Here is a 21149-nt window from a genome sequence, read left to right as displayed (position 1 = left end):
ATTCATTTATGCTTCTTTAAACAGCCACGGCGCGCGTTTGGCACGCTCGGCCTCATAGGCTTTGATCTTGTCGGCATGCTGCAACGACAACGCAATGTCGTCCAAACCATTTAACAAGCGGTGGCGGCGATTTTCGTCCACACTGAAGCCGATGTTTTGGCCGCTGGGCGTCGTGATGGTTTGAGCTTGCAAGTCGATGGTCAGCTGGTAACCGTCAGCCATTTCGTTGAATAAGCGGTCAACGCTTTCCGCCGGCAGCACGATAGGCAAAATACCGTTTTTAAAACAGTTGTTAAAAAAGATATCGGCAAAGCTGGGAGCGATGATGGCCCGGAAGCCATAATCTTCCAGCGCCCACGGCGCATGCTCACGGGAGGAGCCGCAGCCGAAGTTTTCTCGGGTCAGCAGAATTTGCGCGCCCTTGTATTGCGGTTTGTTCAGCACAAACTCCTGGTTCAGCGGGCGGTTTGTGCAATCCATTTCCGGCTCGCCGTGATCCAGATAACGCCATTCGTCGAACAAATACGGGCCGAAACCGGCACGGCGAATGGATTTTAAAAATTGCTTGGGGATGATGGCGTCGGTGTCGATATTGGCTCTATCCAACGGCGCAACCAGTGCGGTCAAAGTGGTGAATGCTCTCATGCCGCACCTCCCTGTGCGGCACCCTGACGGGCCGCCGTTGGCGGTGCAAAATTGCTATCCTGCAATTTTGTCATTCCGAATCTACTTGCGGTACCCTGACGGGCCGCCGTTGGCGGTGCAAAATTGCTATCCTGCAATTTTGTCATTCCGAATCTACTTGCGGTACCCTGACGGGCTGCCGTTGGCGGTGCAAAATTGCTATCCTGCAATTTTGTCATTCCGAATCTACTTGCGGTACCCTGACGGGCTGCCGTTGGCGGTGCAAAATTGCTATCCTGCAATTTTGTCATTCCGAATCTACTTGCGGTACCCTGACGGGCTGCCGTTGGCAGTGCAAAAATCCTATCCTGTCTTTTTGTCATTTTATGCTCCTTCTTCTGCGATATTGACAAAGTGGCCGGCAATTGCGGCGGCGGCTGCCATGGCAGGGCTGACCAAATGGGTGCGTCCGCCGTAACCTTGGCGGCCCTCGAAATTGCGGTTTGAGGTGGAGGCGCAATGCTCACCGGCTTCCAGACGGTCGGCGTTCATGGCCAAACACATGGAGCAGCCCGGTTCGCGCCATTCGAAGTTGGCGGCGGTGAAGATTTTATCCAGACCTTCCGCTTCGGCTTGTTGCTTGATCAAACCGGAGCCCGGTACGATCAATACTTGTTTAACGGAGTCGGCTTTCTTCCGGCCTTTGACAACCGCTGCGGCGGCCCGCAAATCCTCGATCCGCGAATTGGTGCAGGAGCCGATAAAGACTTTATCCAATCTGATGTCGGTGATTTTCTGCCCTGCCTGCAAACCCATGTACTGCAATGCGCGTTCTATGCCTTGGCGTTTAACCGGGTCTGCTTCTTGCGCGGGATCGGGCACGTTGGCATCGACCGGCAATACCATTTCGGGCGAAGTGCCCCAGCTGACTTGCGGTTTGATGTCGGCTGCGTTGAATTCGACAACTTTGTCAAATTTGGCATCGGCATCGGAATGCAGTTTTTGCCAGTAGCGTACCGCCATGTTCCAGTCGTCGCCTTTAGGCGCATAGGGGCGGCCGTGATAAAAATCCATGGTGGTTTCGTCGCAGGCGATTAAACCCGCGCGAGCGCCGGCTTCGATGGCCATGTTGCAGACCGTCATGCGGCCTTCCATGGACAATGCGCGAATTGCCTCCCCACCGAATTCGATGGTGTAGCCTGTGCCGCCCGCCGTACCAATTTTGCCGATAATGGCCAGCACGATGTCTTTGGCGGTAACGCCAGGACCGGCCTTGCCGTTGACTTTGATCAACATATTTTTGGCTTTTTTCTGTACCAGGCATTGGGTAGCCAAGGCATGTTCGACTTCCGATGTGCCGATGCCGAACGCCAAGGCCGCGGAAGCGCCGTGGGTGGATGTATGCGAGTCGCCGCACACCACGGTCATGCCGGGCAGGGTGGCGCCTTGTTCCGGGCCGACCACGTGTACGATACCTTGCCGAATATCGCTCATATGGAACTCGGTGATGCCGAATTCCTTACAATTGCTTTCCAGGGTTTCAACTTGTAAACGTGAAACGGGATCGGCAATACCGTTGGCACGATCTGTGGTTGGGATGTTGTGATCCGCTACCGCCAGGTTGCGGGCGATGCGCCAAGGATGGCGGCCGGATAAACGCAAGCCTTCGAAGGCTTGCGGTGAAGTCACTTCGTGCAGCAATTGTCTGTCGATATAAATCAAGCACGAGCCGTCGTCTTCGGTATGCACGACGTGATCGTCCCACAGTTTGTCGTATAAGGTTTTGCCTGCCATATTGGTTTCTCTTTAGGTGTAGGGTACGCATTGCGTACCGAAAGCTAAAGGTACGCGATGCGTACCCTACGATGGTTTAATTCAACACCGCGAATACTTTAGCGGTAATGTCACCGACCGAGCCGACGCCCGCGATGCTGGCGAATTTGGCTTTCTGGCCTGGCGCTGAATAGAAACCGACCAGCGGTTTGGTTTGTTCGTGATAAACGTTCAGGCGTTTACGCACGGTTTCTTCGGTGTCGTCGTCGCGTTGAATCAAAGGCTCGCCGGTTAGGTCGTCGACGCCCGCGGTTTTCGGTGGATTGAATGCCACGTGATAACTGCGGCCGGAGGCCATGTGCACGCGTCTGCCGCTCATGCGTTTGATGATTTCGTCATCGTCCACGGCAATCTCGACGACATAGTCCAGTTCCACGCCCATTTTCTCCAGACCTTCAGCCTGGGCGATAGTTCGCGGAAAGCCGTCCAATAAATAGCCGTTTTGGCAATCGTCCTGGGCGATGCGTTCTTTGATCAAGCCCAAAATGATGTCATCCGACACCAAGCCGCCGGCATCCATGACTTTTTTGGCCTCGATTCCGAGTGGAGTACCCGCGCGTACCGCGGCTCGCAGCATGTCACCGGTGGAAATTTGCGGAATGGCAAACTTTTCGGTAATGAACTGGGCTTGTGTGCCTTTACCCGAACCGGGACTTCCTAACAGGATGATACGCATAGTTTTTAACTCCGGGGCGTCAATGCGGCTTTTGCCGTCTATTTAATAGTTTGGTATCCGCGAGGGTATGTCTGCGGAAGCCGTTAAAAAACCGGGCATTTTAGCGCAAACCTTATAGGAATGCCGTTAAATGTTGGTTTTTGGTGTTTGGTTTTGTATACGGGAGTCTTTGATGGGGCGTAGGCTTTTGTGTATGAGGTGTCGCTAGCGAGACGGGTTATTTAAAGTCGGTTCTCGGACCGACAGCCGCGATACTTTCTTTTGTTTCGCCAAAAGAAAGTATCCAAAGAAAAGGCGACCCGGATTCCGCCAAAATCACTCGACAAATCCATGTGCCTCGCCCTTCGGGTGCGATGCATGCAAATCGGCTATCCTGCCGATTTGTCCTGCGCTTCTTGCTTTTGACGAGGGTTTTCGAAGAGCCGTCCCTGACCCTGCGAAAACGAGCGGCTTCCTGCCGCTCCCCTATCGGGCCAAATTCGCCAAATACCCAAAGGGCACAAGAGCTGCGATGCTCGGGGCGGAATAAAGGGGGGAACCCCGCCAAAGTAGTTCAACAATTTGTCTATTGGTTGTTGTGGCTAGTCGTGTAGGTCAGGGTGCGCGATAGCGTTCCCTGACAAATTTTGGGACCATGACTTCGAGTGTCACGTAACCGCTATTGCGGCAACGTGACCTACTTGGCTGTTGGTTTTGTATGAAAGTGTCTTTGGTGGGGCGAAGGGTTTTTGTTTAAGAGGTGTCGCTATCGCGACGGGGTGTTTAAAGTCGGTTCCCGCACCGACGGGCGGGATACTTTTCTTTGCTTGTCCTCGGCAACTGCTCCATGCGTTGCTCTACCTTCTGCATCCATGCAGTCGAAAGAAAAGTATCCAAAAGAAACGACACCCGGATTCTGCCTTGATCCTGCGCTTCTCGCTTTTGGCGAGGGCTTTGGAAGGGCTATCCCTGGCCCTGCGAAAACGAGCGGCTTCCTGCCGCTCCCCTGCGGGCCCAATTCGCCAAATACCCAAAGGGCACAAGAGCTGCGATGCTCGGGGCGGAATAACGGGAAATAAACCATCCTGAATTCGTAGGGTGGGCACGGCTTTTTCGTGCCCACGCGAACCGTCATTCATCCGCAACTAAATTATCATCCACGTTAGCACTTCCCCAATCCAATGGATAAACCCCTTGTTTCACATAACGATGAAAAGTCGAATAAGGCCATTCTCTGACCTGTTTACAAACCTCGTGTTTGACCGGATTGAAATGAATATAATCCATATGCCGTTCGAAATCGTTTTCGTCCCGGATTTGGTGCTCCCAATACCCGCGCTGCCATAGCGTCGATTCCCGATGTTTTTGTTTCGAATGGTTAATCCAATCGGCTCGCCGATATTCAATTGCACAAACCACACCCACCTGCCGTTTGATCACCGCCCAACGCGTGGCAAAGTCCGCGTCGCCGAGCGGCAAAGTCCAGATAGCATGCAAATGATCCGGCAGCAACACCCATGCATTGATGGTAAACGGACGTTTGGCGCGCACCGCCGCATCGCATAAAATTGCTTGTTGCCGATAGGTCACCACCGTGAAGAAATACGTTGCATCGGGTGTTTGAGAGCGGCGGTAACGGGACATTTTTTTCGGTGGTTATTTCGGGAGGGTTAATTCAAGCGTTATGGTATTTTCCGCGTGGGCACAAAAAGCATGTGCCCACCCTACGTTACTTAGATAAAGTCGCTAGTAGATGAGCAGTGGAATCGGAAAGCCTATTATCACGGCATATTCCAATACTGCCTAAATCTGAAGTTCCTGCAAGTTTTGCTACATAAAGCGCCGAATCGTATACAACGCTTCGAATCTCATTCCAAGATATGGGTAAATCTTGAAAGACTTCTTTTTCTGTAAGCGTGATATCAATATGTGCAACGGATTTATGGCGCCCTATAAGCAATGGTTTTGCTCGATTCGTTAATCTCTCGTAATCTTTTTGAAGTGCTGAAAAAACCAAAGGATCAGATTGAGCGTCAATCGCTTTTAAATAATTTGGTATCGAAGAAGAATCTCTTCTCGGGTCATATAAGTGCGCAAAATAAACAAAAAAAGCTGTGTAGTGGGCATTGATCGTAGTGCGAAAAAAATCATTATGCTCGTTCATTGTATTGATATATCTTGGCCGAGAAATATCGCTAACCAACGTCCAATAAACTTCAAAATGCGATTTTGCGCAGCTTGCAGAATTAATTAAATCATTAAGGATTTTTGTGACATTCATCTACTTAAATTCGTTGGAATACTTTGAATAAAGAAATATATTGATTAAGAACAAGGGGGCTTATTGTCTAAACTATCCTACAACACAATTTCACATCGAACTTATAAATTCATTTAACTGATATTAATTCCAAGACGGGTGAGTATCCCGTTATTCCGCCCCGAGCATCGCAGCTTTTGGCGAAATAGGCCCGCAGGGGAGCGGCATGGATGCCGGTCGTTTTCGCAGGGCCAGGGATGGTCCTTCGAAAACCCTCGTCAAAAGCGAGAAGCGCAGGACAAATCGGCAGGATAGCCGATTTGCATGCACCGCACCCGCAGGGCGAGGCACATGGATGTGTCGAGTGATTTTGGCGGAATCCGGGGGTCGTTTCTTTTGGGTACTTTTCTTTGGACAAGCAAAGAAAAGTATCCCGCCTGTCGGTGCGGGAACCGACTTTAAATCACCCGTCGCGACAGCGACACCCTTAATCAAAATCCTCCAAATTAGGTTACGGCAGTTGCCCGTAGATTGCCCCCTAAGGCTGACTATGCCGACTAAGCAAAGCAAATTCCCCCAACGACACCGATTCAGCCCGTAAATTGGCATCAATCCCCAATGCCGCTATCTCGTCTTCGCTGATAAAGTTTTTCAACGAATTGCGCAGGGTTTTGCGGCGTTGCGAGAATGCCTGGGTGACCAGTTGACTGAAATGCTGAAAATCCTCAATCTCAACCGGTGGCTTTTGGTGCGGCACCAGGCGCACGATGGCCGACATGACCTTCGGTGCCGGGTCGAAACTTTCCGGCGGCACGTCGAACAGCCATTCGGTTTCGCAAAAATATTGCATCATCACGCTGAGGCGGCCGTATTTTTTGCTGCCGGGTTCGGCGCAAATCCGGTTCACCACTTCTTTTTGCAGCATGAAATGCATGTCTTCCACGCAAGCGGTGGTTTCCAGCAAATGAAACATCAGCGGCGTGGAGATGTTGTAAGGCAGGTTGCCGATCACCCGCAGCTTTTGGCCGGCTGTCGCCAAGGCATTGAAGTCGAATTTTAGTGCATCGGCACTGTGTATGCTGAGTCGATTGTTGCCGGCGAATTGTTTTTGCAGATGGGCGACGAGATCGCGGTCCAGTTCCACCACATCGAGTGTGACGCCCGAGCTCAATAAAGGCTTGGTGAGCGCCCCGAGACCAGGGCCGATCTCCACCCAATGTTCCCCGGCTTGCGGATGAGCGTAATCCAGAATATCGCTGATGACGCGGTGGTCTTGCAGAAAATTCTGGCCGAAACGTTTGCGGGCGGTGTGGGTCATTATGTTATTTGGAGTGATGGGAGCATATCCAAAGCCGTTTGCAAGGCAAATTGCAGGCTGCTGATGTTGGCTTTACCGGTGCCTGCCAGCTCTAATGCGGTGCCGTGGTCGACTGAGGTGCGGACGATGGGTAAGCCCAGGGTAATGTTGACGGCCTGGCCGAAACCTTTGTGTTTCAATACCGGCAGGCCTTGGTCGTGATACATGGCCAGTACCGCGTCGGCGTGATCCAGATATTTTGGGGTGAACAGGGTGTCGGCGGGTAATGGGCCGTAAAGATTAATGCCTTCGCAGCGTAGACTTTCCAGGGTAGGTTCGATTATTTCGATTTCTTCCCGCCCCAGGTGGCCATTCTCGCCGGCATGCGGATTCAGGCCGCAAACCAGAATTTTGGGCTGGGTTATGGCAAAGCGCCGGCGCAGGTCTTTATCCAGCAAGCGGATGATATCGGTCAACACTTCGGCGGTAATTGCGTGACTGACATGCGAGAGCGGCAAGTGCGTGGTGACCAGCGCTACCCGCAAGCCCGGCGTGGCCAGCATCATCACCGGCGTGCCGCCGGCGATGTCGGCGATGAATTCGGTATGGCCGCTGAACGGGATGCCGGCGTCGTTAATGATGCCTTTATGCACCGGCCCGGTGACCATGGCGGCAAAGGTATGATCCAGACAGCCTTGCGTGGCCAAGCGGATAGTCTCCAATACGTAAACACTGTTGGCGGGATTCAGCCTGCCGCTGGTAGCAGATTCGGACAATGCTACCGGCAGGACGGTTAAGCTGCCGGCTGGCGCGAGAGAGGCTGGTTTAGTGGCGTCAAAGGCTTGAATCGTCAGCGGCAGGCCCAGTTGTTGAGCGCGTTGCCGTAACAATTCCGGGTCGGCAATCGCCACCAGTTCGCAGACTTGCGGCTGTTGCGCCAGTTGTATGCATAGATCGGGGCCTATCCCAGCCGGTTCGCCGGGGGTTAAGGCAATGCGGGGTATGCTCACTAATGACATGGCGGCGGCCCGGGTTTTGGAAAAATTGGCCTGCGGAAGGGTTTAGACAGGTGCGTGTTCCTGGCAGATTTTTTCGCTGTCGTCGACGGTGAGTGTTTCTTGCGTCAGCTGACAGAAAAATTCGCCGTCTTTTTCACTGAAATTGCGACAGGTTTTGCACACGCCAAAGGATTGCGATTGATTGGCTTTTTGCAGCGCGGTCAACGCTTGTTGAAAAACGTTGGCATCGGTTAGTTCCTGGCCGGTAGTACGCAGGATATCGGTAGCGCTGTGGAATAAATCGGAAGGGCGGGCCTCTTTCAGTACTTCGGAGCCTTCCGCCAGCAAACGTAAATGAATGACCCGTTTATCGTTACTGTCCGGGGTTTTTTCGATGTAGCCTTTTTTTTCCAGAATGATCAGGGATTGCGACACCGTGCCGCGAGTCATGCCCAAATAATTGGCAACAGCCGCTGGGGTGTTGCTGTATTTGTTGGCTCGCGACAGGTAGTTCAAGACCTGGAAATGTACGGGCTGCAAGCCTAGCTCCGTGCATTTTTTACGCTCTTCGGAGCGTATCAGCGCGGTCATGCATTCTATGAGTTCGTAAATATCAGTTTCTACCATGTTGTGTATTCTATCATTGCTATAGCGGTTGACAAGGGCTGGAATCAGGTGCTTTAATATCGACTCGATATTTTATAACATTCGGCCTTGAGTCAACCCAAATTTGAGCCCTACTGGTGTGCTAAATTCAGTGCCGCCAGGGAATTATGGTTTAATATTTTTGAGTTGGCTCTTTTTTTAATTTGCGGATGACGGGAATTCATTATGAAAAAAACGATAACAAAACGACTGAATCAATCCTTGCTGGCGGTTTCGATTACCACGCTGTTGTCATCCGGGGTGGCGATGGCAAAATCGGACGATATGCATCAGTTATACGAAGATAATTGCTCGAGCTGCCACGGTTCTGATCATGGCGGCTATCTGGCGCCGGCCTTAAATAGTGAAACATTGAAAGGCCGCAGCCCCACCGCTTTGCGGACCATAGTCATGGCGGGCAGTTTCGATACCCTGATGCCTCCTTTCTACGGCAAACTCAGCGACGACGAGATTCGTGGCGTCATCAAGCATTTGCAAGCTACACCCAAACAACCGAATCCGGCTTGGACCCTCGACGACATGAAAAAGTCGCTGAAAGTCTATGTCAAAGACGAAAGCACGTTGCCGGACAAGCCGACTTATAAAATCGATAACATAGACAACCTGATCGGCGTGGCGGCGCGCGGCAAATACGGTCGCGGCGAAGGCGCAAGAGCCATTTTCATCAATAGCACCACCCATCAAAAGGTCGGTGAAGTCCCTACCGGCGTTGCCGCGCATATCATCGATTTCAACCCGGCCAATCCGCGTTGGGCTTATGTGAAAACCGATACCGCCGAAATTTTTAAAGTGGATTTGTACTCGATGCAAGCCACCCGCAGTATCAAGACCGGTTACAACGGACCCGGCATGGGTGTGTCGCGCGACGGCAAATACATCATGGCCGGTTCTTTCGTGCCGCACAACGCGGTGATTCTGGATGCCGATACTCTGGAACCCTTGAAAACCTTTGAACTGGAAGGCATCGATCCCGACGGCAAAATGGTCAGTTCCGATTCCGGCATGATCATCGGCACCCCTTATGCGGACATTTTTGCAATTGCCTTGGAAAATGCCGGTCAGGTCTGGGTCGTCGATTATAAAAAAGACGGCTTCCCGGTCACCAAAATCGAGAAAGTCGGTCGCCATTTGCATGATGCGTTCCTGACCCACGGCGGCAAAAAGCTGATGGTGGCATCCTATGACGACAGCATCGTCGCGGCGATTGATCTGGAAAAACGCGAAATCATCAAAAGATTGCCGGCCGGTTGCGTTCCGCATGTTGGTGGCGGTTCCGCGGTAGTGGTCGATGGCCGTACTTTAGGCTTCGGTACCAACTTCGGCGATTGCGACAAAATGGTGGTCAGCGTCTGGGATCTGGACAAAATGGAAGTCGTAAAACAAATCCCTGTTTCCGGCGGTACCGAATCGCCTGCCGCGCACGCCAACGCGCCGTATGTGGCGGTGGATATCATCAGCAAGGACAGACGCGCTCGCACTGTTCAATTGATCGACAAGAAAACCCTGGAAGTCGTGAAAACCCTGGATGTCGGCGGTCATGCTTACTTCCCTGAGTACAGCGCAGACGGCAAATTCCTCTACATCAGCGCGGGCTATAACGGTGACGAGGTGGTGGTCTATGACTCCAATACCCTGCAAAAAGTCGCCTCCGTGCCTATGGAAAGCCCTGCGGGTATTTTTTCCAGAGGCCGGGTTAAATATATGACACGCGGTCTATCACCTGACGAAATGGAGCAATCAAAATGAAGATGAGACACTCTGTTTTCATGCTGGCCGGGCTGTTGGCGGCCGGCAGTAGTCAGGCGGCAAGCCTGTATGTCGGGCATGCCAAAGCAGCCGCCGTGTGTTCCCAATGCCACGGCATTCGTATGCCCAGCGCCGATGCGCCGTTTCCGCCCTTGGGTGGGCGCGATGTCGAATATTTGAAAACGGCCATCAAGCAGTACCGGGATAAAACGCGGGTATCTGAGATCATGAATGCTATTGCCGGCTCGCTGACCGATAAGGACATCAACGACATAGCGCATTATTACGGCAGCGTTAAGCCGTAAGTTATGCGCCTGGTCTGGCTGCTGGCTTTATTTTCAGCCGCTGTCGTTGCGGAGCAACCTGATCCGCAACGACAGCAAGCGCTGATCAATCTGCTTAAACACGATTGCGGTTCCTGCCACGGTTTGCCGCCTAAGGGCGGGCTGGGACCGTCGTTGATGCCGGGTGCCTTGGCGAATAAAACCGACACCTTTTTGGTTGAGGTGATCCAAAATGGCAGAGCAGGAACCGCCATGCCGCCCTGGCAACAATTTTTATCGCTTGAAGAAACCGCCTGGCTGGTCGAGCAGTTGCGGCAAGAGGGTTGGAAATGAATAAAGTCATTACCTTAGTTGCGTTGTTACTGCTGTCGGGAGGGCTGCCCAGCGTATGGGCCGATACGCCTTATTCTGCAAACGATGCCGTGCTGGAGCAAGCCTTTCGCGCCCAGCGCAGTGACTTGCAGATTGAAGGCGAAGGTTCGGTGATCAAGATATTGCCCGACGATAACCACGGCAGCCGCCATCAGCGTTTCATACTCAGGTTGCAGTCCGGTCAAACCTTATTGATTGCGCATAATATCGATCTGGCGCCCAAAATCGAAAATCTGCGGGTTGGTGAGACGGTGTCGTTTTACGGCGAGTACGAATGGAGCGAAAAAGGCGGTACCGTGCATTGGACCCATCGCGATCCGGGCCGGCGCCATATCGATGGCTGGCTGAAGGTTGCCGGGCGGGTGTATCAGTGAATTAAAGGGAGATAATCGGCATGATGCGCAAAGGACAGTTAATGCGATGGAATGATGAGAAAGGTTTCGGTTTCATCAGGTCAAAAGGCAGCGATGAAGATATTTTTTTACATATTTCTTCATTACAGAGAGCTGGAAGGAGGCCAGAAGTTGGTGATGTGATCTTATTTAAATTGGTAGCGGATAACAGTGGTCGAAATAAAGCAGTCAATGCGAGTATCGAAGGTGTCGAAAGTGTATTTGCCGAACGAAAATTAGAAAATCAAATTATCCAAAAAAACCAACAAAAACCGAGAAAAAGCAATTCTTGCCCGGCAGGCGATTACAAGCCGAAAAATAGCGGCAGCTGGATAAGCACGAGTTTAGTTGTCATCGTAATTCTGTTTTTTGCTGTAACTGGGTTCAACAAATTTAACGAAAGAGATTTTTTAGCCCAATCTCCATCAGAAGCAAATGCTTTCGCCGTGCAAGAAGAGGGCGCGAACCGGGTTTCCGTGAGTCAATTTAAATGTGAAGGCAAAACCAGATGTTCTCAAATGACTTCATGCGATGAAGCCATGTTTTATTTAAACCATTGTCCTGGCAGTGTTACTGACGGTGATGGCGATGGCCGGCCTTGTGAGGATCAATGGTGTGGTCATTGATTGTCACAACGTATTGTATGGACTTTACATCTACATTGCGTTCCAAGACTGATTCGCCGACTAACTATTTCTGACTATGAAACCCCTAAATTCCATTTTGCCCTTGCTTTTTTCCTTGCTGTTAAGCGCTTGCAGTCAGGCCGAATTGCGCGCCACCGGCGATCTTGGTCTGGTGATAGAGCGTGAACAGGGCAGTGTACAGATCGTCAATACCAGCAATCCGGCCATGCTGAGCCGTGTCGAAGGCTTGGGCGATTTGTCGCACGCCTCGGTGGTGTTTTCCCGCGATCAGCGTTATGCCTACCTGTTTGGCCGCGATGGCGGCTTGACTAAAATTGACTTGCTGCGGGACCAGATAGTCAAACGCGTCGTACAGGCCGGCAATAGCATAGGCGGCGCAATTTCCCAGGATGGCAAAGTGATTGCCGTGTCCAATTACACGCCAGGCGGCGTCAAGTTGTTCGATGCCGACACCCTGGAGCAACTGGCCGAGATTCCGGCGATATACGGCGATAGCGGTCAGTTATCGAAAGTAGTAGGGCTGGTCGATGCGCCCGGCCAACGTTTTGTCTGTAGTTTGTTCGAGGGCAACCAAATCTGGCTGATCGACGCCAAAAATCCGCGCCAGCCGCAGGTGCAAAAATTCAAGGATATCGGCAAGCAGCCCTACGACGCTTTGCTGACGCCGGACGGTCATTATTACGCCGCCGGTCTGTTCGGCGAAAAAGGCCTGGCTTTGCTGGATTTGTGGCAGCCGGAGCTGGGTGTAAAGCATATCCTGCAAGATTACGGCAAGGACGACGAGCAAACCCCTGTCTATAAAATGCCGCATCTGGAAGGCTGGACGGTGGCTGGCGATTGGTTACTGGTGCCGGCCGTGGGGCGGCACGAAGTATTGGTCATAGACAAGCGCGACTGGTCGTTGGTCAAACGCATTCCGGTGGCCGGCCAGCCCGTATTCGTAATGTCGCGGCCGGACGGACGACAGGTGTGGGTGAATTTCGCATTTCCGGACAATCAGAACCTGCAGGTCATTGATGTCAAGGATTTTGCTGTCATCAAAACCCTGCAGCCAGGTAAAGGGGTGATGCACATGGAGTTTACCCCGCGCGGCGAAGCGGTCTGGTTGGCGGTGCGCGACGAAGACCGGGTGATGGTCTACGACACGGAAACCCTGACCGAAACCGCTCGATTGCCGGCGCAAAAGCCCAGCGGTATTTTCTTTAGCAACCGCGCCAATCAATTAGGTTTGTAAACCATGTTGTCGCCGCTGCATAAACAGCTTTTGAATAATTATCAGCAGGACTTTCCGCTCAGTCCGACCCCTTATCGCGATATCGCCGATCAGCTCGGGGTCAGTGAAGACGAAGTGCTGGCGGCGTTTCAAGTGCTTGCCGAGCAACAGATGATCAGCCGCATCGGCCCGGTGATCGCGCCGAATGCCATCGGCAGCAGTGCGCTGGTGGCGATGGCGGTATCCGACGCCGACTTGGCCTGGGTGGCGGAACTGGTCAGCAGTTATCCCGAAGTCAACCACAATTACGAACGGGAAAACCGCTTCAATCTGTGGTTTGTGTTGATCGGCGACAACGAAGAACACCTGAATAGCGTGATTGCCGATATCGAAGCTCGTAGCGGCTACCCAGCCATGTTGTTGCCGATGCTGGCCGATTATTTCATCAACCTGGGTTTCGAGTTGAATCTGCATGATTGACGCCATCGACTTTCAGCTGATTGCCGCCGTGCAGGCCGGTTTGCCGATCGCGGCCCGGCCGTATGCGGCCATTGCCGCGCAATTGGCGCTTAGCGAGCAGGACGTGATAGACAGGTTGCTGAGCTTGAAGGCTCGGGGCCTGATCAAGCGCTGGGGCGTAGTGGTCAAGCACAGGCAGCTGGGTTACCGGGCCAATGCCATGATTGTGATGGACATTCCCGATGACCGGGTAGCGGAGCTGGGTCGGCAAATCAGCCAGCTCAGCTTCGTTAATTTGTGTTATCAACGGCCGCGGCAGGGCGAAACCTGGCCGTACAACCTGTATTGCATGATACACGGCAAAAGCCGCGAGCTGGTGATGCAGCAATGGGCGGCATTACAGCAAAGCTGCGGTTTGTCCGGCATCACCTTTGAAGTGCTGTTCAGTCGCCGCTGTTTCAAACAGCGCGGCGCTCTTTATCGGCAAGCCTGCCAGCCGCGGTTGGAAGCCAGCCATGGATGATATCGACAAGCTGATCATCAATCTGTTGCAAAAGGGTTTTCCGATCTGCGAATCGCCGTATCGGCAAGTTGCCGGGCAAATCGGCATCACGGAAGACGCGCTTTTGAGCAGGCTGCAAACTCTGCTGGACGACGGGGTGTTGTCGCGCTTCGGGCCGATGTATCACGCCGAACAGATGGGCGGCGCATTAACCCTGGCGGCTTTGAAAGTACCGGAAGAACGCTTTGATGAAGTCAGCGAGATTGTCAACAGCTTCCCCGAAGTGGCCCATAACTATGCCAGGAACCATACGTTAAATATGTGGTTTGTGTTGGCGACCGAAAGGCCCGAGCAGGTGGAAAGCGTGATCGAATTAATTGAACGCCACACCGGGCTGATGGTCTACAACATGCCGAAAATCCGCGAATACTACGTAGGTTTGCAATTGGAAGCCTGATGCAACTTGACGACATCGATAGACAAATCATCCACGCCACCCAGGCCGGATTGCCGTTGGTTGCCGAGCCGTACCAAGCCATTGCGGCACAATTGGGGTTGACAGCCGACGATGTCATGCAGCGTATGAGCAAGATGCATCAGGATGGCGTGATCCGTCGGATTGCCGCCGTGCCCAATCATTACAAGCTCGGTTATCACTACAACGGTATGACTGTCTGGGATGTCGAGGAGGAGCATGTGCACCGTCTCGGCCAGCGGGTGGCCGAGCTGCCGTTCGTCAGCCACTGTTATCAAAGGCCGCGGCATTTGCCGGATTGGCCGTATAACCTGTTTGCCATGGTTCACGCCAAAACCGAGCAAGATGCCGAACGGCAAATTGCCGTCATCGCCGAGCTGCTGGGTGACGACGTCCGCCGGCAAGCCGTGCTGTACAGCAGTAAAATTCTCAAAAAAACCGGATTAAGGATAGCAGGCTAACTTATGTTCAGACTCAGTCAATATATGCGCGAACTACTGCATCCGACCCCCTTGACCGCGCCACGCAAACCGTCCGGGCCGGTAGTGATCTGGAATTTGATCCGCCGCTGCAACTTGACCTGCAAACATTGTTATACCACCTCGGCCGATATTAACTTTCCGGGCGAGCTAAGTACGCCGGAAATTTTCACGGTGATGGACGATCTGAAAGCTTTTAAGGTGCCGGTATTGATCCTGTCCGGCGGCGAGCCTTTGCTGCACCCGGATATTTTCCCTATCTCGCAACGCGCCCGCGACATGGGCTTTTATGTGGCCTTGTCCAGCAACGGCACCCTGATCAATCAAAGCAACATCGAACAAATTGCGGCGATTAACTATCAATACATTGGCGTCAGTCTGGATGGCATGCAGGAAGCCCACGACAAATTCAGGCAAAAACAGGGTTCCTTCGAGGCCTCTTTGGCGGGTATTCGCCTGTGCCGTGATTACGGTATCAAGGCTGGTGTGCGCTATACCTTAACACATGATAATGCGCATGATTTTGATGCCCTGCTGCAATTGATGGACGACGAGCAGATCGATAAATTCTATCTGTCGCACCTGAATTATGGCGGCCGAGGCAACAAAAACCGCAAGGACGATGCCGCGTTTCAACTGACCCGGCAAGTGATGGACAAGCTGTTTGAAAAAGCCTTGGCCTGGGAGCGGCAAGGCTTGCATAGGGAGGTGGTGACCGGCAATAACGATGCCGATGCGGTGTATTTTCTGCATTGGGTGAAACGCCGCTTTCCGGAGCAAGCCGAGCATATGCAGGCCAAACTGCGGCAATGGGGCGGTAATGCCTCCGGCGTCAACGTCGCCAACATCGACAATCTCGGCAACGTGCATCCCGATACCTTCTGGTGGCATTACGGCTTGGGCAACGTGCGGCAACGGCCGTTTTCCGAGATATGGCTGGATGTGTCCGATCCTTTAATGGCGGGCTTGAAAGCCAGCCCCAGGCCACTGAAAGGCCGCTGCGGAAGTTGCGGTTATCAAGCTATCTGTAACGGCAACACCCGGGTGCGGGCCCAGCAAACCAGCGGCGATTTTTGGGCCGAGGATCCAGGCTGTTATTTGGAGGATGAGGAGATTGGTTTGGTGTCGTAATAGCGGTAAACCTCTTTCGATTCTTGCAATAGCTAGCTTATAAGGTGTTCAATGTTCCATTAATAAAAATTGTAGCGTTGAATATTCTTCCTAAAACCACTTGTGAACAAACAAACCCCCCAATACTTAGTCGGCATAGATCTCGGTACCACGCACACAGTCGCGGCTTATTGCAGCGTCAACGACCCCGAAAAAAAGATTCACTTATTTGAAATACCGCAACTTGTGACGCCGGGCGAGGTGGCGGCCCAGCCCTTGCTGCCTTCGGTGCGCTATCATCCCGCTGCCGGGGAATTGGGTAACGATACTGGCTTTTTAACCCCGGAAGACGGCGCGGTGTTGGGCGAAGCTGCGCGGGTGTTGGGCGCCAAATCGCAAGGCCGATTGGTCACTAGCGCCAAAAGTTGGTTGTCGCATACCGCGGTCGATCATGCCGCAGCCATTTTGCCGTGGGGTAGCGACGAGTCGGTGTTCAAGGTCTCGCCATTGGAGGCTAGCGCCAGTTATTTAAGACATCTGCGCACGGTTTGGGAACAACGTTTTCCGGATGCGCCGCTGAATCAGCAGCAAGTGGTGGTTACCGTGCCGGCTTCGTTCGACGAATCGGCCCGCTCGCTAACCGTGGAAGCGGCCAAAATGGCCGGCTTGACCGGTATCAGATTGTTGGAAGAACCGCAGGCGGTGTGTTACGACTGGTTGCGTCGGCATGCCGGCAGTATTGCGCCGAGTCTGAGCGGCAGCCGTTTGTTGCTGGTGTGCGATGTCGGCGGAGGCACCACGGATTTGACCTTGATTAAAGTTGAATACGGTCAGGGCGAACCGCAACTGACCCGGATCGCGGTAGGTGATCATTTGATGCTGGGTGGCGATAATATCGATCTGGCCTTGGCGCATCTGGCGGAAAGTCGCTTGCGGGTGGGCGATAAGAAACTGTCTACGGCGGATTTGTCGCAACTGCTGGAACAGTGCCGCAACGCCAAAGAGCGTTTGCTGGCCGCCGATGCCCCGGAACAGATGCCGGTGACTTTGCTCGGCGGCGGCTCCAAATTGATCGGCGGCAGTAAAAGTACGGCTTTGACGCGGGAAGAAGTCAGACAAATTGCCCTGGATGGCTTTTTACCGTTATCGGGATTAACCGATTTGCCTGACAAAAAACGCAGCGGGGTGGTGGAGTTTGGTCTGCCTTATGCTGCAGAACCGGCCATTAGTAAACATATCGCCGCCTTTTTGCATCTGCATGCCCAGAGTGCCAAGACAGCGTTAGGCGAGGACGCTATTACTCCGGATGCCTTGTTATTGAATGGCGGCGTGTTCCGCAGTCCTGCACTGGTCCAGCGGATAATCGAGTTGTTGAGTCAGTGGCGCGACGGTCGCAGCCCTGTATTGCTGGATAATCATCATCCGGAGCTGGCAGTAGCCTATGGCGCGGTCAGTTATGCCATGGCCAGGCAGGAGAAAAAACTTAAAATCGCCGGCGGTGCGGCACGCAGTTACTTTTTGCAAGTCGACAGCGGTAAATCAGGCGAGATTCAAGGGATATGCATTTTGCCCAAGGGTAGCGAAGAAGGTCATGAAATTTTATTGAGCGATCGTCAATTTGCTTTGCGGGTAGGGCAACCAGTACGGTTTCATTTGTTGACCAGTAGCGGCGATGGCGATTATCAGCCCGGTACGATTGTCGAGATCGATGAAGAGCGCTTTAACGGCTTGCCGCCATTGGCTGTGGCATTCGAAGGCGAACAAAAAGCCGAAATAGTGGTGCAATTAATGGCCACCTATACCGAAGTTGGCACCCTGCAACTGCAGTGCGTTGCGGTCGATGATGTGTCGCAGCGCTGGGATGTGGAATTTCAGATTCGCAAAAAAGCCCAAACAACGCTTAGCGCCGACTTGCCGAGCCAGTTGCCACAAGCTCTGGAGAAGATTCAAACAGTATTCGGTCCAAAATCCAAGCAGGTCGATCCGCAGGCGGTCAAAACCTTACGGGCAGATCTGGAGAAAATCCTGGTTGCGCCGCGCGGTGACTGGCAGACAGCTGTGCTGCGGGCGCTATTTGCCGCATTATTGGAGGGCAGTAAATACCGCCGCCGCAGTGAGCAGCATGAGCGTTTGTGGCTGAGTTTGGCGGGGTTTTGTCTGCGGCCCGGCTTTGGTTATCCGCTGGATGATTGGCGGGTCGAGCAACTGTGGAAGCACTATCCGGAGGGTTTACAGTTTGTGAATGAAAAACAGAACTGGGCGGAATGGTGGACCTTATGGCGCCGCGTAGCAGGTGGTTTGAATGCCGAGGCTCAGCAGCGTATTTTTAAGGACATTGCCAAATTCATCGACCCAACTGCGGCTAGACAGTCTGGTGTGGCCAAACAAGTAGCCACGCGTGGTTACGAAGACATGGTGAGGCTGGCTGCCGCCCTGGAGCGCTTGTCTGCAGTCGATAAAGCCCAATTAGGCGAATGGTTGCTAAAACGCCTGCAAAAAGCCGGAGAGCCTGAACAGAGCTGGTGGGCGCTGGGCCGCGTGGGCGCCAGGATATTGTTTCATGGTCATCAACATGACGTCATTGCAGTGTCTACGGTAGCGCACTGGTTGCAACAGATTTTGCAGATGGACTGGAAAAAACAGTCACAAGTGGCCTTTGCCGTCACCTTGCTGGCGCGCCGTTGCGACGATAGAACGCGAGATATCGACGACGACTTGCGCGAACAAGTGCGGGACAAACTTAAACAAGCCAAAGCCCCGGCCATTTGGCTGGAGATGGTTACAGAATACCAACAACTGGACGAGCAACAGGAAAAACAAGTATTCGGCGAAGCCTTGCCGCCGGGTTTGCGGTTGATTTGATGGTTGGGCGTTGGTTAGTGGACAGAGGCTGCAGTCGTACGATTACGCTTTGCTAATCGTACCTAAGGGCTGATTGTATAGGGATGTGTTTTCTTATATGCTTGTACAAAATTATTGTACAAATCTCGATTGAGAGGCGTTATGCAAATCATTAATATCAGCGAATTTAGAGCCAACGTGTTGAAATACCTGGAAAAGGCAAACGCCGGCGAGCAAATATCCGTGACGACCAACGGCAAGCTATTGGCAACCATTAACCCGCCGGTACAACAGAGAGAACATGCCAAAAAGCAATTAAAGGAACTTGCCGCCGGCGCCAAAATTCATGATGTTGTCGGCCCGGTCGATTGTGAGTGGGATGCACTTTCATGATTCTAATGGATACCTGCGCCATTATATGGGATGCATTGGATCAGCCGATGACTCCGAAAGCCTTAACAGCCATTAACAACGCAGATGCACATAATGCATTGATCATTTGCGACATTTCCATATGGGAAATTTCCATGTTAATTAAAAAGGGCCGGATTGAGGTTGCTACTACGCCGGCCAATTTTATTAACTTATTCCTACAATCCCGTAATATTGAAGTGGTTTCCATCTCACCGGAAATTGCCGACCTATCGGTAAACATAGGCACCGAAATTAATAATGACCCTGCGGATCGTATTATTGCGGCTACGTCGATTATTAAAAACGCCCAATTAATTACCGCCGATGCCAATCTTTTAAGCTGCGGATTGATCGATACGCTGTGGTAGGTTGGGCTAATGCTTGGATAAGAAACGCCTAGCTTTTCTCAGCCATAGTGATATCTGCAGGCTATGATGGTGACATGGGTGTCCGTGACGGCATAAACCAGTCTATGGGTATCATCTATCCTTCTCGACCAAAAGCCGGATAAATTTTCCTTCAACGGCTCGGGCTTGCCGATACCCTCAAACGGCGTGCGCAGTACTTCCAGGATGAGTTTGTTGATTCGTTTCAAAGTCTTTTTATCCTGGCCTTGCCAATACAGATAATCGGACCAGGCAATCTCCGTCCAGGCCAGAATTCTACTCATCCAACAAGTCTCTTTGTCGAGCTTGTCCCTCCTTGTATTGCTCGATGGACTTCATCAGTCGTTCCGCATTGGCCGGAGACTTCAACAAGTACACGGTTTCCATCAGGCTGTTGTAGTAATCCAGCGACATGACTACCGCATCCTCGCTGTCACGGCGGGTAATCACCGTGCAGTCGGCATCGTTGACTACTTGATCCAGCACGGATTTCAAGCTATTTCTGGCCTCTGAAAATGAAACTATGCGCATTTTGATATCCTACTTGTACTATTTGTTGTGCAAGTATAGATGCCTTGTGACATGTGTACAAGATGTGGGATAGGTGGGTATGGCGTAGGGAATTAATTTACTCTGAACCGAATTATCTCAGGCTCATGTCTGGATTGGAAAATACTGCGGGCAAGAGGTTTGTTCTTCATGACTTTTTCGGGCGGTTGGTGATTGCCGGGCAGCAAAAAAATATGGATGATCGTGATGTTTTGTCATGGGAAGTTGGGTATTGCTTAGATAGGCAAGGTGGGCGATGATATGCGTCAATCAATTATCTTACAGAGACTTCGAATGGATATGACTCAAGTTCCCGCTCTTTTAGGAAGCATCAAAACCGCTTTTGAAATTACAAAAATGTTGAGGGAAACTGATGCATCCCTCGAAAAAGCTGAATCAAAGATGCGCTTAGCTGAGCTTATATCCACCCTTGCCGACGCGAAAATAGAAGTAACAGAAATTCAGCAAGTTTTGCTTAGTAAGGATGCGGAAATACGAGAGCTTCAAGAAAAGCTCAAAATCAAAGCCCAACTTCAGTGGGAAAGCCCATATTACTGGCGAGTAGATGGTATCGAGAAAGACGGCCCGTTCTGTCAGCACTGCTACGACAAAAACCGAGAGTTAATCCGACTGCAAGGCAATGGAGAGGGATATTGGGAGTGTAAAGCCTGCAAAAATGGTGTCACTGATTCTACTCATAAAGGTTTTCAGGTAAGCACTGTTGCGTTTAGCGGTCCGTTCGACGGATATTAACTATTTCTCAGCGCTGTCTGTCAGGGAAAGAGCAATAAGCTTTTCTCGTTCCCATGCGCCGCGTGGGAATGCAGACTATCCGCGCTAGCGGGTAACAAGCGGCTAAACTATCAAACGAGGACAAGCAAATGGGTCGCAGTCGTTACCGCACACTTCAATCCCAACACCCACATTTCTTAACCTGCACCATACTC

25 protein-coding genes are annotated in these 21149 nt (G+C 52.1%); 15 read left to right on the top strand and 10 right to left on the bottom strand.

Translation table 11 applies throughout. The features are described 5' to 3' along the window. Positions 1-6 precede the first annotated feature (6 nt). The 8 genes from leuD to M0R33_RS02310 all read right to left on the bottom strand — a co-directional run bounded on the left by leuD (position 7) and on the right by M0R33_RS02310 (position 8294). The gene (gene leuD, locus M0R33_RS02345) at positions 7-645 is read right to left on the bottom strand and encodes a 3-isopropylmalate dehydratase small subunit (protein ID WP_292564466.1); all 639 of its coding nucleotides are present in this window, start codon (positions 643-645) and stop codon (positions 7-9) included. 363 nt (positions 646-1008) lie between these two features. Beyond that, the gene (gene leuC / locus M0R33_RS02340) at positions 1009-2418 is read right to left on the bottom strand and encodes a 3-isopropylmalate dehydratase large subunit (protein ID WP_292564463.1); all 1410 of its coding nucleotides are present in this window, start codon (positions 2416-2418) and stop codon (positions 1009-1011) included. A 76-nt stretch (positions 2419-2494) separates the two neighbouring features. Continuing rightward, positions 2495-3133, bottom strand: coding sequence for an adenylate kinase (gene adk, locus M0R33_RS02335; protein ID WP_292564459.1), 639 nt, complete (start codon positions 3131-3133; stop codon positions 2495-2497). Between the two features lie 1110 nt (positions 3134-4243). Further along, a complete protein-coding gene (locus M0R33_RS02330; RefSeq protein WP_292564457.1) occupies positions 4244-4756 on the bottom strand; it encodes a transposase in 513 nt (170 codons plus the stop codon). An 85-nt stretch (positions 4757-4841) separates the two neighbouring features. Further along, positions 4842-5393 (bottom strand): hypothetical protein, encoded by a 552-nt coding sequence (locus tag M0R33_RS02325; RefSeq protein ID WP_292564454.1) that lies wholly within the window; start codon positions 5391-5393, stop codon positions 4842-4844. Positions 5394-5910: 517 nt separating this feature from the next. Next, positions 5911-6690, bottom strand: coding sequence for a 16S rRNA (adenine(1518)-N(6)/adenine(1519)-N(6))-dimethyltransferase RsmA (gene rsmA, locus M0R33_RS02320; RefSeq protein ID WP_292564451.1), 780 nt, complete (start codon positions 6688-6690; stop codon positions 5911-5913). Continuing rightward, a complete protein-coding gene (gene pdxA / locus M0R33_RS02315; protein ID WP_292564448.1) occupies positions 6690-7688 on the bottom strand; it encodes a 4-hydroxythreonine-4-phosphate dehydrogenase PdxA in 999 nt (332 codons plus the stop codon). The genes rsmA and pdxA overlap by 1 nt, the downstream gene beginning before the upstream one ends. A 42-nt stretch (positions 7689-7730) precedes the next feature. Next, positions 7731-8294 carry a MarR family winged helix-turn-helix transcriptional regulator gene (locus M0R33_RS02310; protein ID WP_292564445.1) on the bottom strand — a complete coding sequence of 188 codons (564 nt, stop codon included), beginning with the start codon at positions 8292-8294 and terminating at the stop codon, positions 7731-7733. A gap of 204 nt (positions 8295-8498) precedes the next feature. On the opposite strand from M0R33_RS02310, the gene M0R33_RS02305 reads away from it, so the two are divergent. The 14 genes from M0R33_RS02305 (at position 8499) to M0R33_RS02240 (ending at position 19635) form a co-directional block, all read left to right on the top strand. After that, complete coding sequence (locus tag M0R33_RS02305) at positions 8499-10079, top strand: nitrite reductase (protein WP_292564442.1); 1581 nt, start codon at positions 8499-8501, stop codon at positions 10077-10079. After that, positions 10076-10384, top strand: a complete 309-nt coding sequence (locus M0R33_RS02300; RefSeq protein WP_292564440.1) for a c-type cytochrome — start codon at positions 10076-10078, stop codon at positions 10382-10384. Before M0R33_RS02305 ends, M0R33_RS02300 begins: the two co-directional genes overlap by 4 nt. Positions 10385-10387: 3 nt before the next feature. After that, positions 10388-10696, top strand: a complete 309-nt coding sequence (locus tag M0R33_RS02295; RefSeq protein WP_292564438.1) for a cytochrome c — start codon at positions 10388-10390, stop codon at positions 10694-10696. Continuing rightward, entirely contained in the window at positions 10693-11109 is a 417-nt protein-coding gene (locus tag M0R33_RS02290; protein WP_292564435.1) for a DUF3465 domain-containing protein, read from the top strand. The genes M0R33_RS02295 and M0R33_RS02290 overlap by 4 nt, the downstream gene beginning before the upstream one ends. Before the next feature lie 20 nt (positions 11110-11129). Then, positions 11130-11753 (top strand): cold shock domain-containing protein, encoded by a 624-nt coding sequence (locus tag M0R33_RS02285; RefSeq protein WP_292564432.1) that lies wholly within the window; start codon positions 11130-11132, stop codon positions 11751-11753. Positions 11754-11829: 76 nt separating this feature from the next. Further along, a complete protein-coding gene (locus tag M0R33_RS02280) occupies positions 11830-13008 on the top strand; it encodes a cytochrome D1 domain-containing protein (protein ID WP_292564430.1) in 1179 nt (392 codons plus the stop codon). A 3-nt stretch (positions 13009-13011) separates the two neighbouring features. Then, a complete protein-coding gene (locus tag M0R33_RS02275) occupies positions 13012-13467 on the top strand; it encodes an Lrp/AsnC family transcriptional regulator (protein ID WP_292564427.1) in 456 nt (151 codons plus the stop codon). Then, positions 13460-13969: an AsnC family transcriptional regulator gene (locus M0R33_RS02270; RefSeq protein WP_292564424.1), complete on the top strand. Its 510-nt coding sequence runs from the start codon at positions 13460-13462 to the stop codon at positions 13967-13969. Before M0R33_RS02275 ends, M0R33_RS02270 begins: the two co-directional genes overlap by 8 nt. Further along, on the top strand, positions 13962-14405 hold the full coding sequence (locus M0R33_RS02265) for an AsnC family transcriptional regulator (protein ID WP_292564422.1): 444 nt from the start codon (positions 13962-13964) through the stop codon (positions 14403-14405). The genes M0R33_RS02270 and M0R33_RS02265 overlap by 8 nt, the downstream gene beginning before the upstream one ends. Then, entirely contained in the window at positions 14405-14884 is a 480-nt protein-coding gene (locus M0R33_RS02260) for an AsnC family transcriptional regulator (protein ID WP_292564420.1), read from the top strand. The genes M0R33_RS02265 and M0R33_RS02260 overlap by 1 nt, the downstream gene beginning before the upstream one ends. Positions 14885-14887: 3 nt before the next feature. Beyond that, positions 14888-16033, top strand: a complete 1146-nt coding sequence (nirJ, locus tag M0R33_RS02255) for a heme d1 biosynthesis radical SAM protein NirJ (protein ID WP_292564417.1) — start codon at positions 14888-14890, stop codon at positions 16031-16033. Positions 16034-16135: 102 nt separating this feature from the next. Further along, positions 16136-18874, top strand: coding sequence for an Hsp70 family protein (locus M0R33_RS02250; RefSeq protein WP_292564414.1), 2739 nt, complete (start codon positions 16136-16138; stop codon positions 18872-18874). A gap of 141 nt (positions 18875-19015) precedes the next feature. Further along, the gene (locus M0R33_RS02245) at positions 19016-19246 is read left to right on the top strand and encodes a type II toxin-antitoxin system prevent-host-death family antitoxin (RefSeq protein WP_292564411.1); all 231 of its coding nucleotides are present in this window, start codon (positions 19016-19018) and stop codon (positions 19244-19246) included. Further along, a complete protein-coding gene (locus M0R33_RS02240) occupies positions 19243-19635 on the top strand; it encodes a type II toxin-antitoxin system VapC family toxin (RefSeq protein ID WP_292564408.1) in 393 nt (130 codons plus the stop codon). Before M0R33_RS02245 ends, M0R33_RS02240 begins: the two co-directional genes overlap by 4 nt. A 38-nt stretch (positions 19636-19673) precedes the next feature. On the opposite strand, the gene M0R33_RS02235 is transcribed toward M0R33_RS02240, so the two are convergent. Then, entirely contained in the window at positions 19674-19937 is a 264-nt protein-coding gene (locus M0R33_RS02235; protein ID WP_292564405.1) for a Txe/YoeB family addiction module toxin, read from the bottom strand. Further along, on the bottom strand, positions 19930-20184 hold the full coding sequence (locus tag M0R33_RS02230) for a type II toxin-antitoxin system prevent-host-death family antitoxin (RefSeq protein ID WP_292564402.1): 255 nt from the start codon (positions 20182-20184) through the stop codon (positions 19930-19932). Before M0R33_RS02230 ends, M0R33_RS02235 begins: the two co-directional genes overlap by 8 nt. Before the next feature lie 312 nt (positions 20185-20496). On the opposite strand from M0R33_RS02230, the gene M0R33_RS02225 reads away from it, so the two are divergent. Then, positions 20497-20955 (top strand): hypothetical protein, encoded by a 459-nt coding sequence (locus M0R33_RS02225; protein ID WP_292564399.1) that lies wholly within the window; start codon positions 20497-20499, stop codon positions 20953-20955. Positions 20956-21149 lie beyond the last annotated feature (194 nt).

It is taken from the genome of Methylomonas sp., from assembly GCF_023228165.1.
Taxonomy (GTDB): domain Bacteria; phylum Pseudomonadota; class Gammaproteobacteria; order Methylococcales; family Methylomonadaceae; genus Methylomonas.
Note: the sequence above shows the minus strand (reverse complement) of the source record. Positions and strands in the feature narration are given on the sequence as shown.

Excerpts from the sequence above, each read along its gene's own strand:
- M0R33_RS02265 (WP_292564422.1), top strand. The coding sequence starts at position 13,962 with ATGGATGATATCGACAAGCTGATCATCAATCTGTTGCAAAAGGGTTTT.
- M0R33_RS02230 (WP_292564402.1), bottom strand. The coding sequence starts at position 20,184 with ATGCGCATAGTTTCATTTTCAGAGGCCAGAAATAGCTTGAAATCCGTG.
- M0R33_RS02305 (WP_292564442.1), top strand. The coding sequence starts at position 8,499 with ATGAAAAAAACGATAACAAAACGACTGAATCAATCCTTGCTGGCGGTT.
- M0R33_RS02235 (WP_292564405.1), bottom strand. The coding sequence starts at position 19,937 with ATGAGTAGAATTCTGGCCTGGACGGAGATTGCCTGGTCCGATTATCTG.
- leuD (WP_292564466.1), bottom strand. The coding sequence starts at position 645 with ATGAGAGCATTCACCACTTTGACCGCACTGGTTGCGCCGTTGGATAGA.
- M0R33_RS02290 (WP_292564435.1), top strand. The coding sequence starts at position 10,693 with ATGAATAAAGTCATTACCTTAGTTGCGTTGTTACTGCTGTCGGGAGGG.
- pdxA (WP_292564448.1), bottom strand. The coding sequence starts at position 7,688 with ATGTCATTAGTGAGCATACCCCGCATTGCCTTAACCCCCGGCGAACCG.
- M0R33_RS02260 (WP_292564420.1), top strand. The coding sequence starts at position 14,405 with ATGCAACTTGACGACATCGATAGACAAATCATCCACGCCACCCAGGCC.
- M0R33_RS02270 (WP_292564424.1), top strand. The coding sequence starts at position 13,460 with ATGATTGACGCCATCGACTTTCAGCTGATTGCCGCCGTGCAGGCCGGT.
- leuC (WP_292564463.1), bottom strand. The coding sequence starts at position 2,418 with ATGGCAGGCAAAACCTTATACGACAAACTGTGGGACGATCACGTCGTG.
- M0R33_RS02300 (WP_292564440.1), top strand. The coding sequence starts at position 10,076 with ATGAAGATGAGACACTCTGTTTTCATGCTGGCCGGGCTGTTGGCGGCC.
- M0R33_RS02245 (WP_292564411.1), top strand. The coding sequence starts at position 19,016 with ATGCAAATCATTAATATCAGCGAATTTAGAGCCAACGTGTTGAAATAC.
- M0R33_RS02330 (WP_292564457.1), bottom strand. The coding sequence starts at position 4,756 with ATGTCCCGTTACCGCCGCTCTCAAACACCCGATGCAACGTATTTCTTC.
- M0R33_RS02325 (WP_292564454.1), bottom strand. The coding sequence starts at position 5,393 with ATGAATGTCACAAAAATCCTTAATGATTTAATTAATTCTGCAAGCTGC.
- M0R33_RS02225 (WP_292564399.1), top strand. The coding sequence starts at position 20,497 with ATGGATATGACTCAAGTTCCCGCTCTTTTAGGAAGCATCAAAACCGCT.
- adk (WP_292564459.1), bottom strand. The coding sequence starts at position 3,133 with ATGCGTATCATCCTGTTAGGAAGTCCCGGTTCGGGTAAAGGCACACAA.
- M0R33_RS02275 (WP_292564427.1), top strand. The coding sequence starts at position 13,012 with ATGTTGTCGCCGCTGCATAAACAGCTTTTGAATAATTATCAGCAGGAC.
- nirJ (WP_292564417.1), top strand. The coding sequence starts at position 14,888 with ATGTTCAGACTCAGTCAATATATGCGCGAACTACTGCATCCGACCCCC.
- M0R33_RS02280 (WP_292564430.1), top strand. The coding sequence starts at position 11,830 with ATGAAACCCCTAAATTCCATTTTGCCCTTGCTTTTTTCCTTGCTGTTA.
- M0R33_RS02295 (WP_292564438.1), top strand. The coding sequence starts at position 10,388 with ATGCGCCTGGTCTGGCTGCTGGCTTTATTTTCAGCCGCTGTCGTTGCG.
- M0R33_RS02285 (WP_292564432.1), top strand. The coding sequence starts at position 11,130 with ATGATGCGCAAAGGACAGTTAATGCGATGGAATGATGAGAAAGGTTTC.
- M0R33_RS02240 (WP_292564408.1), top strand. The coding sequence starts at position 19,243 with ATGATTCTAATGGATACCTGCGCCATTATATGGGATGCATTGGATCAG.
- M0R33_RS02310 (WP_292564445.1), bottom strand. The coding sequence starts at position 8,294 with ATGGTAGAAACTGATATTTACGAACTCATAGAATGCATGACCGCGCTG.
- rsmA (WP_292564451.1), bottom strand. The coding sequence starts at position 6,690 with ATGACCCACACCGCCCGCAAACGTTTCGGCCAGAATTTTCTGCAAGAC.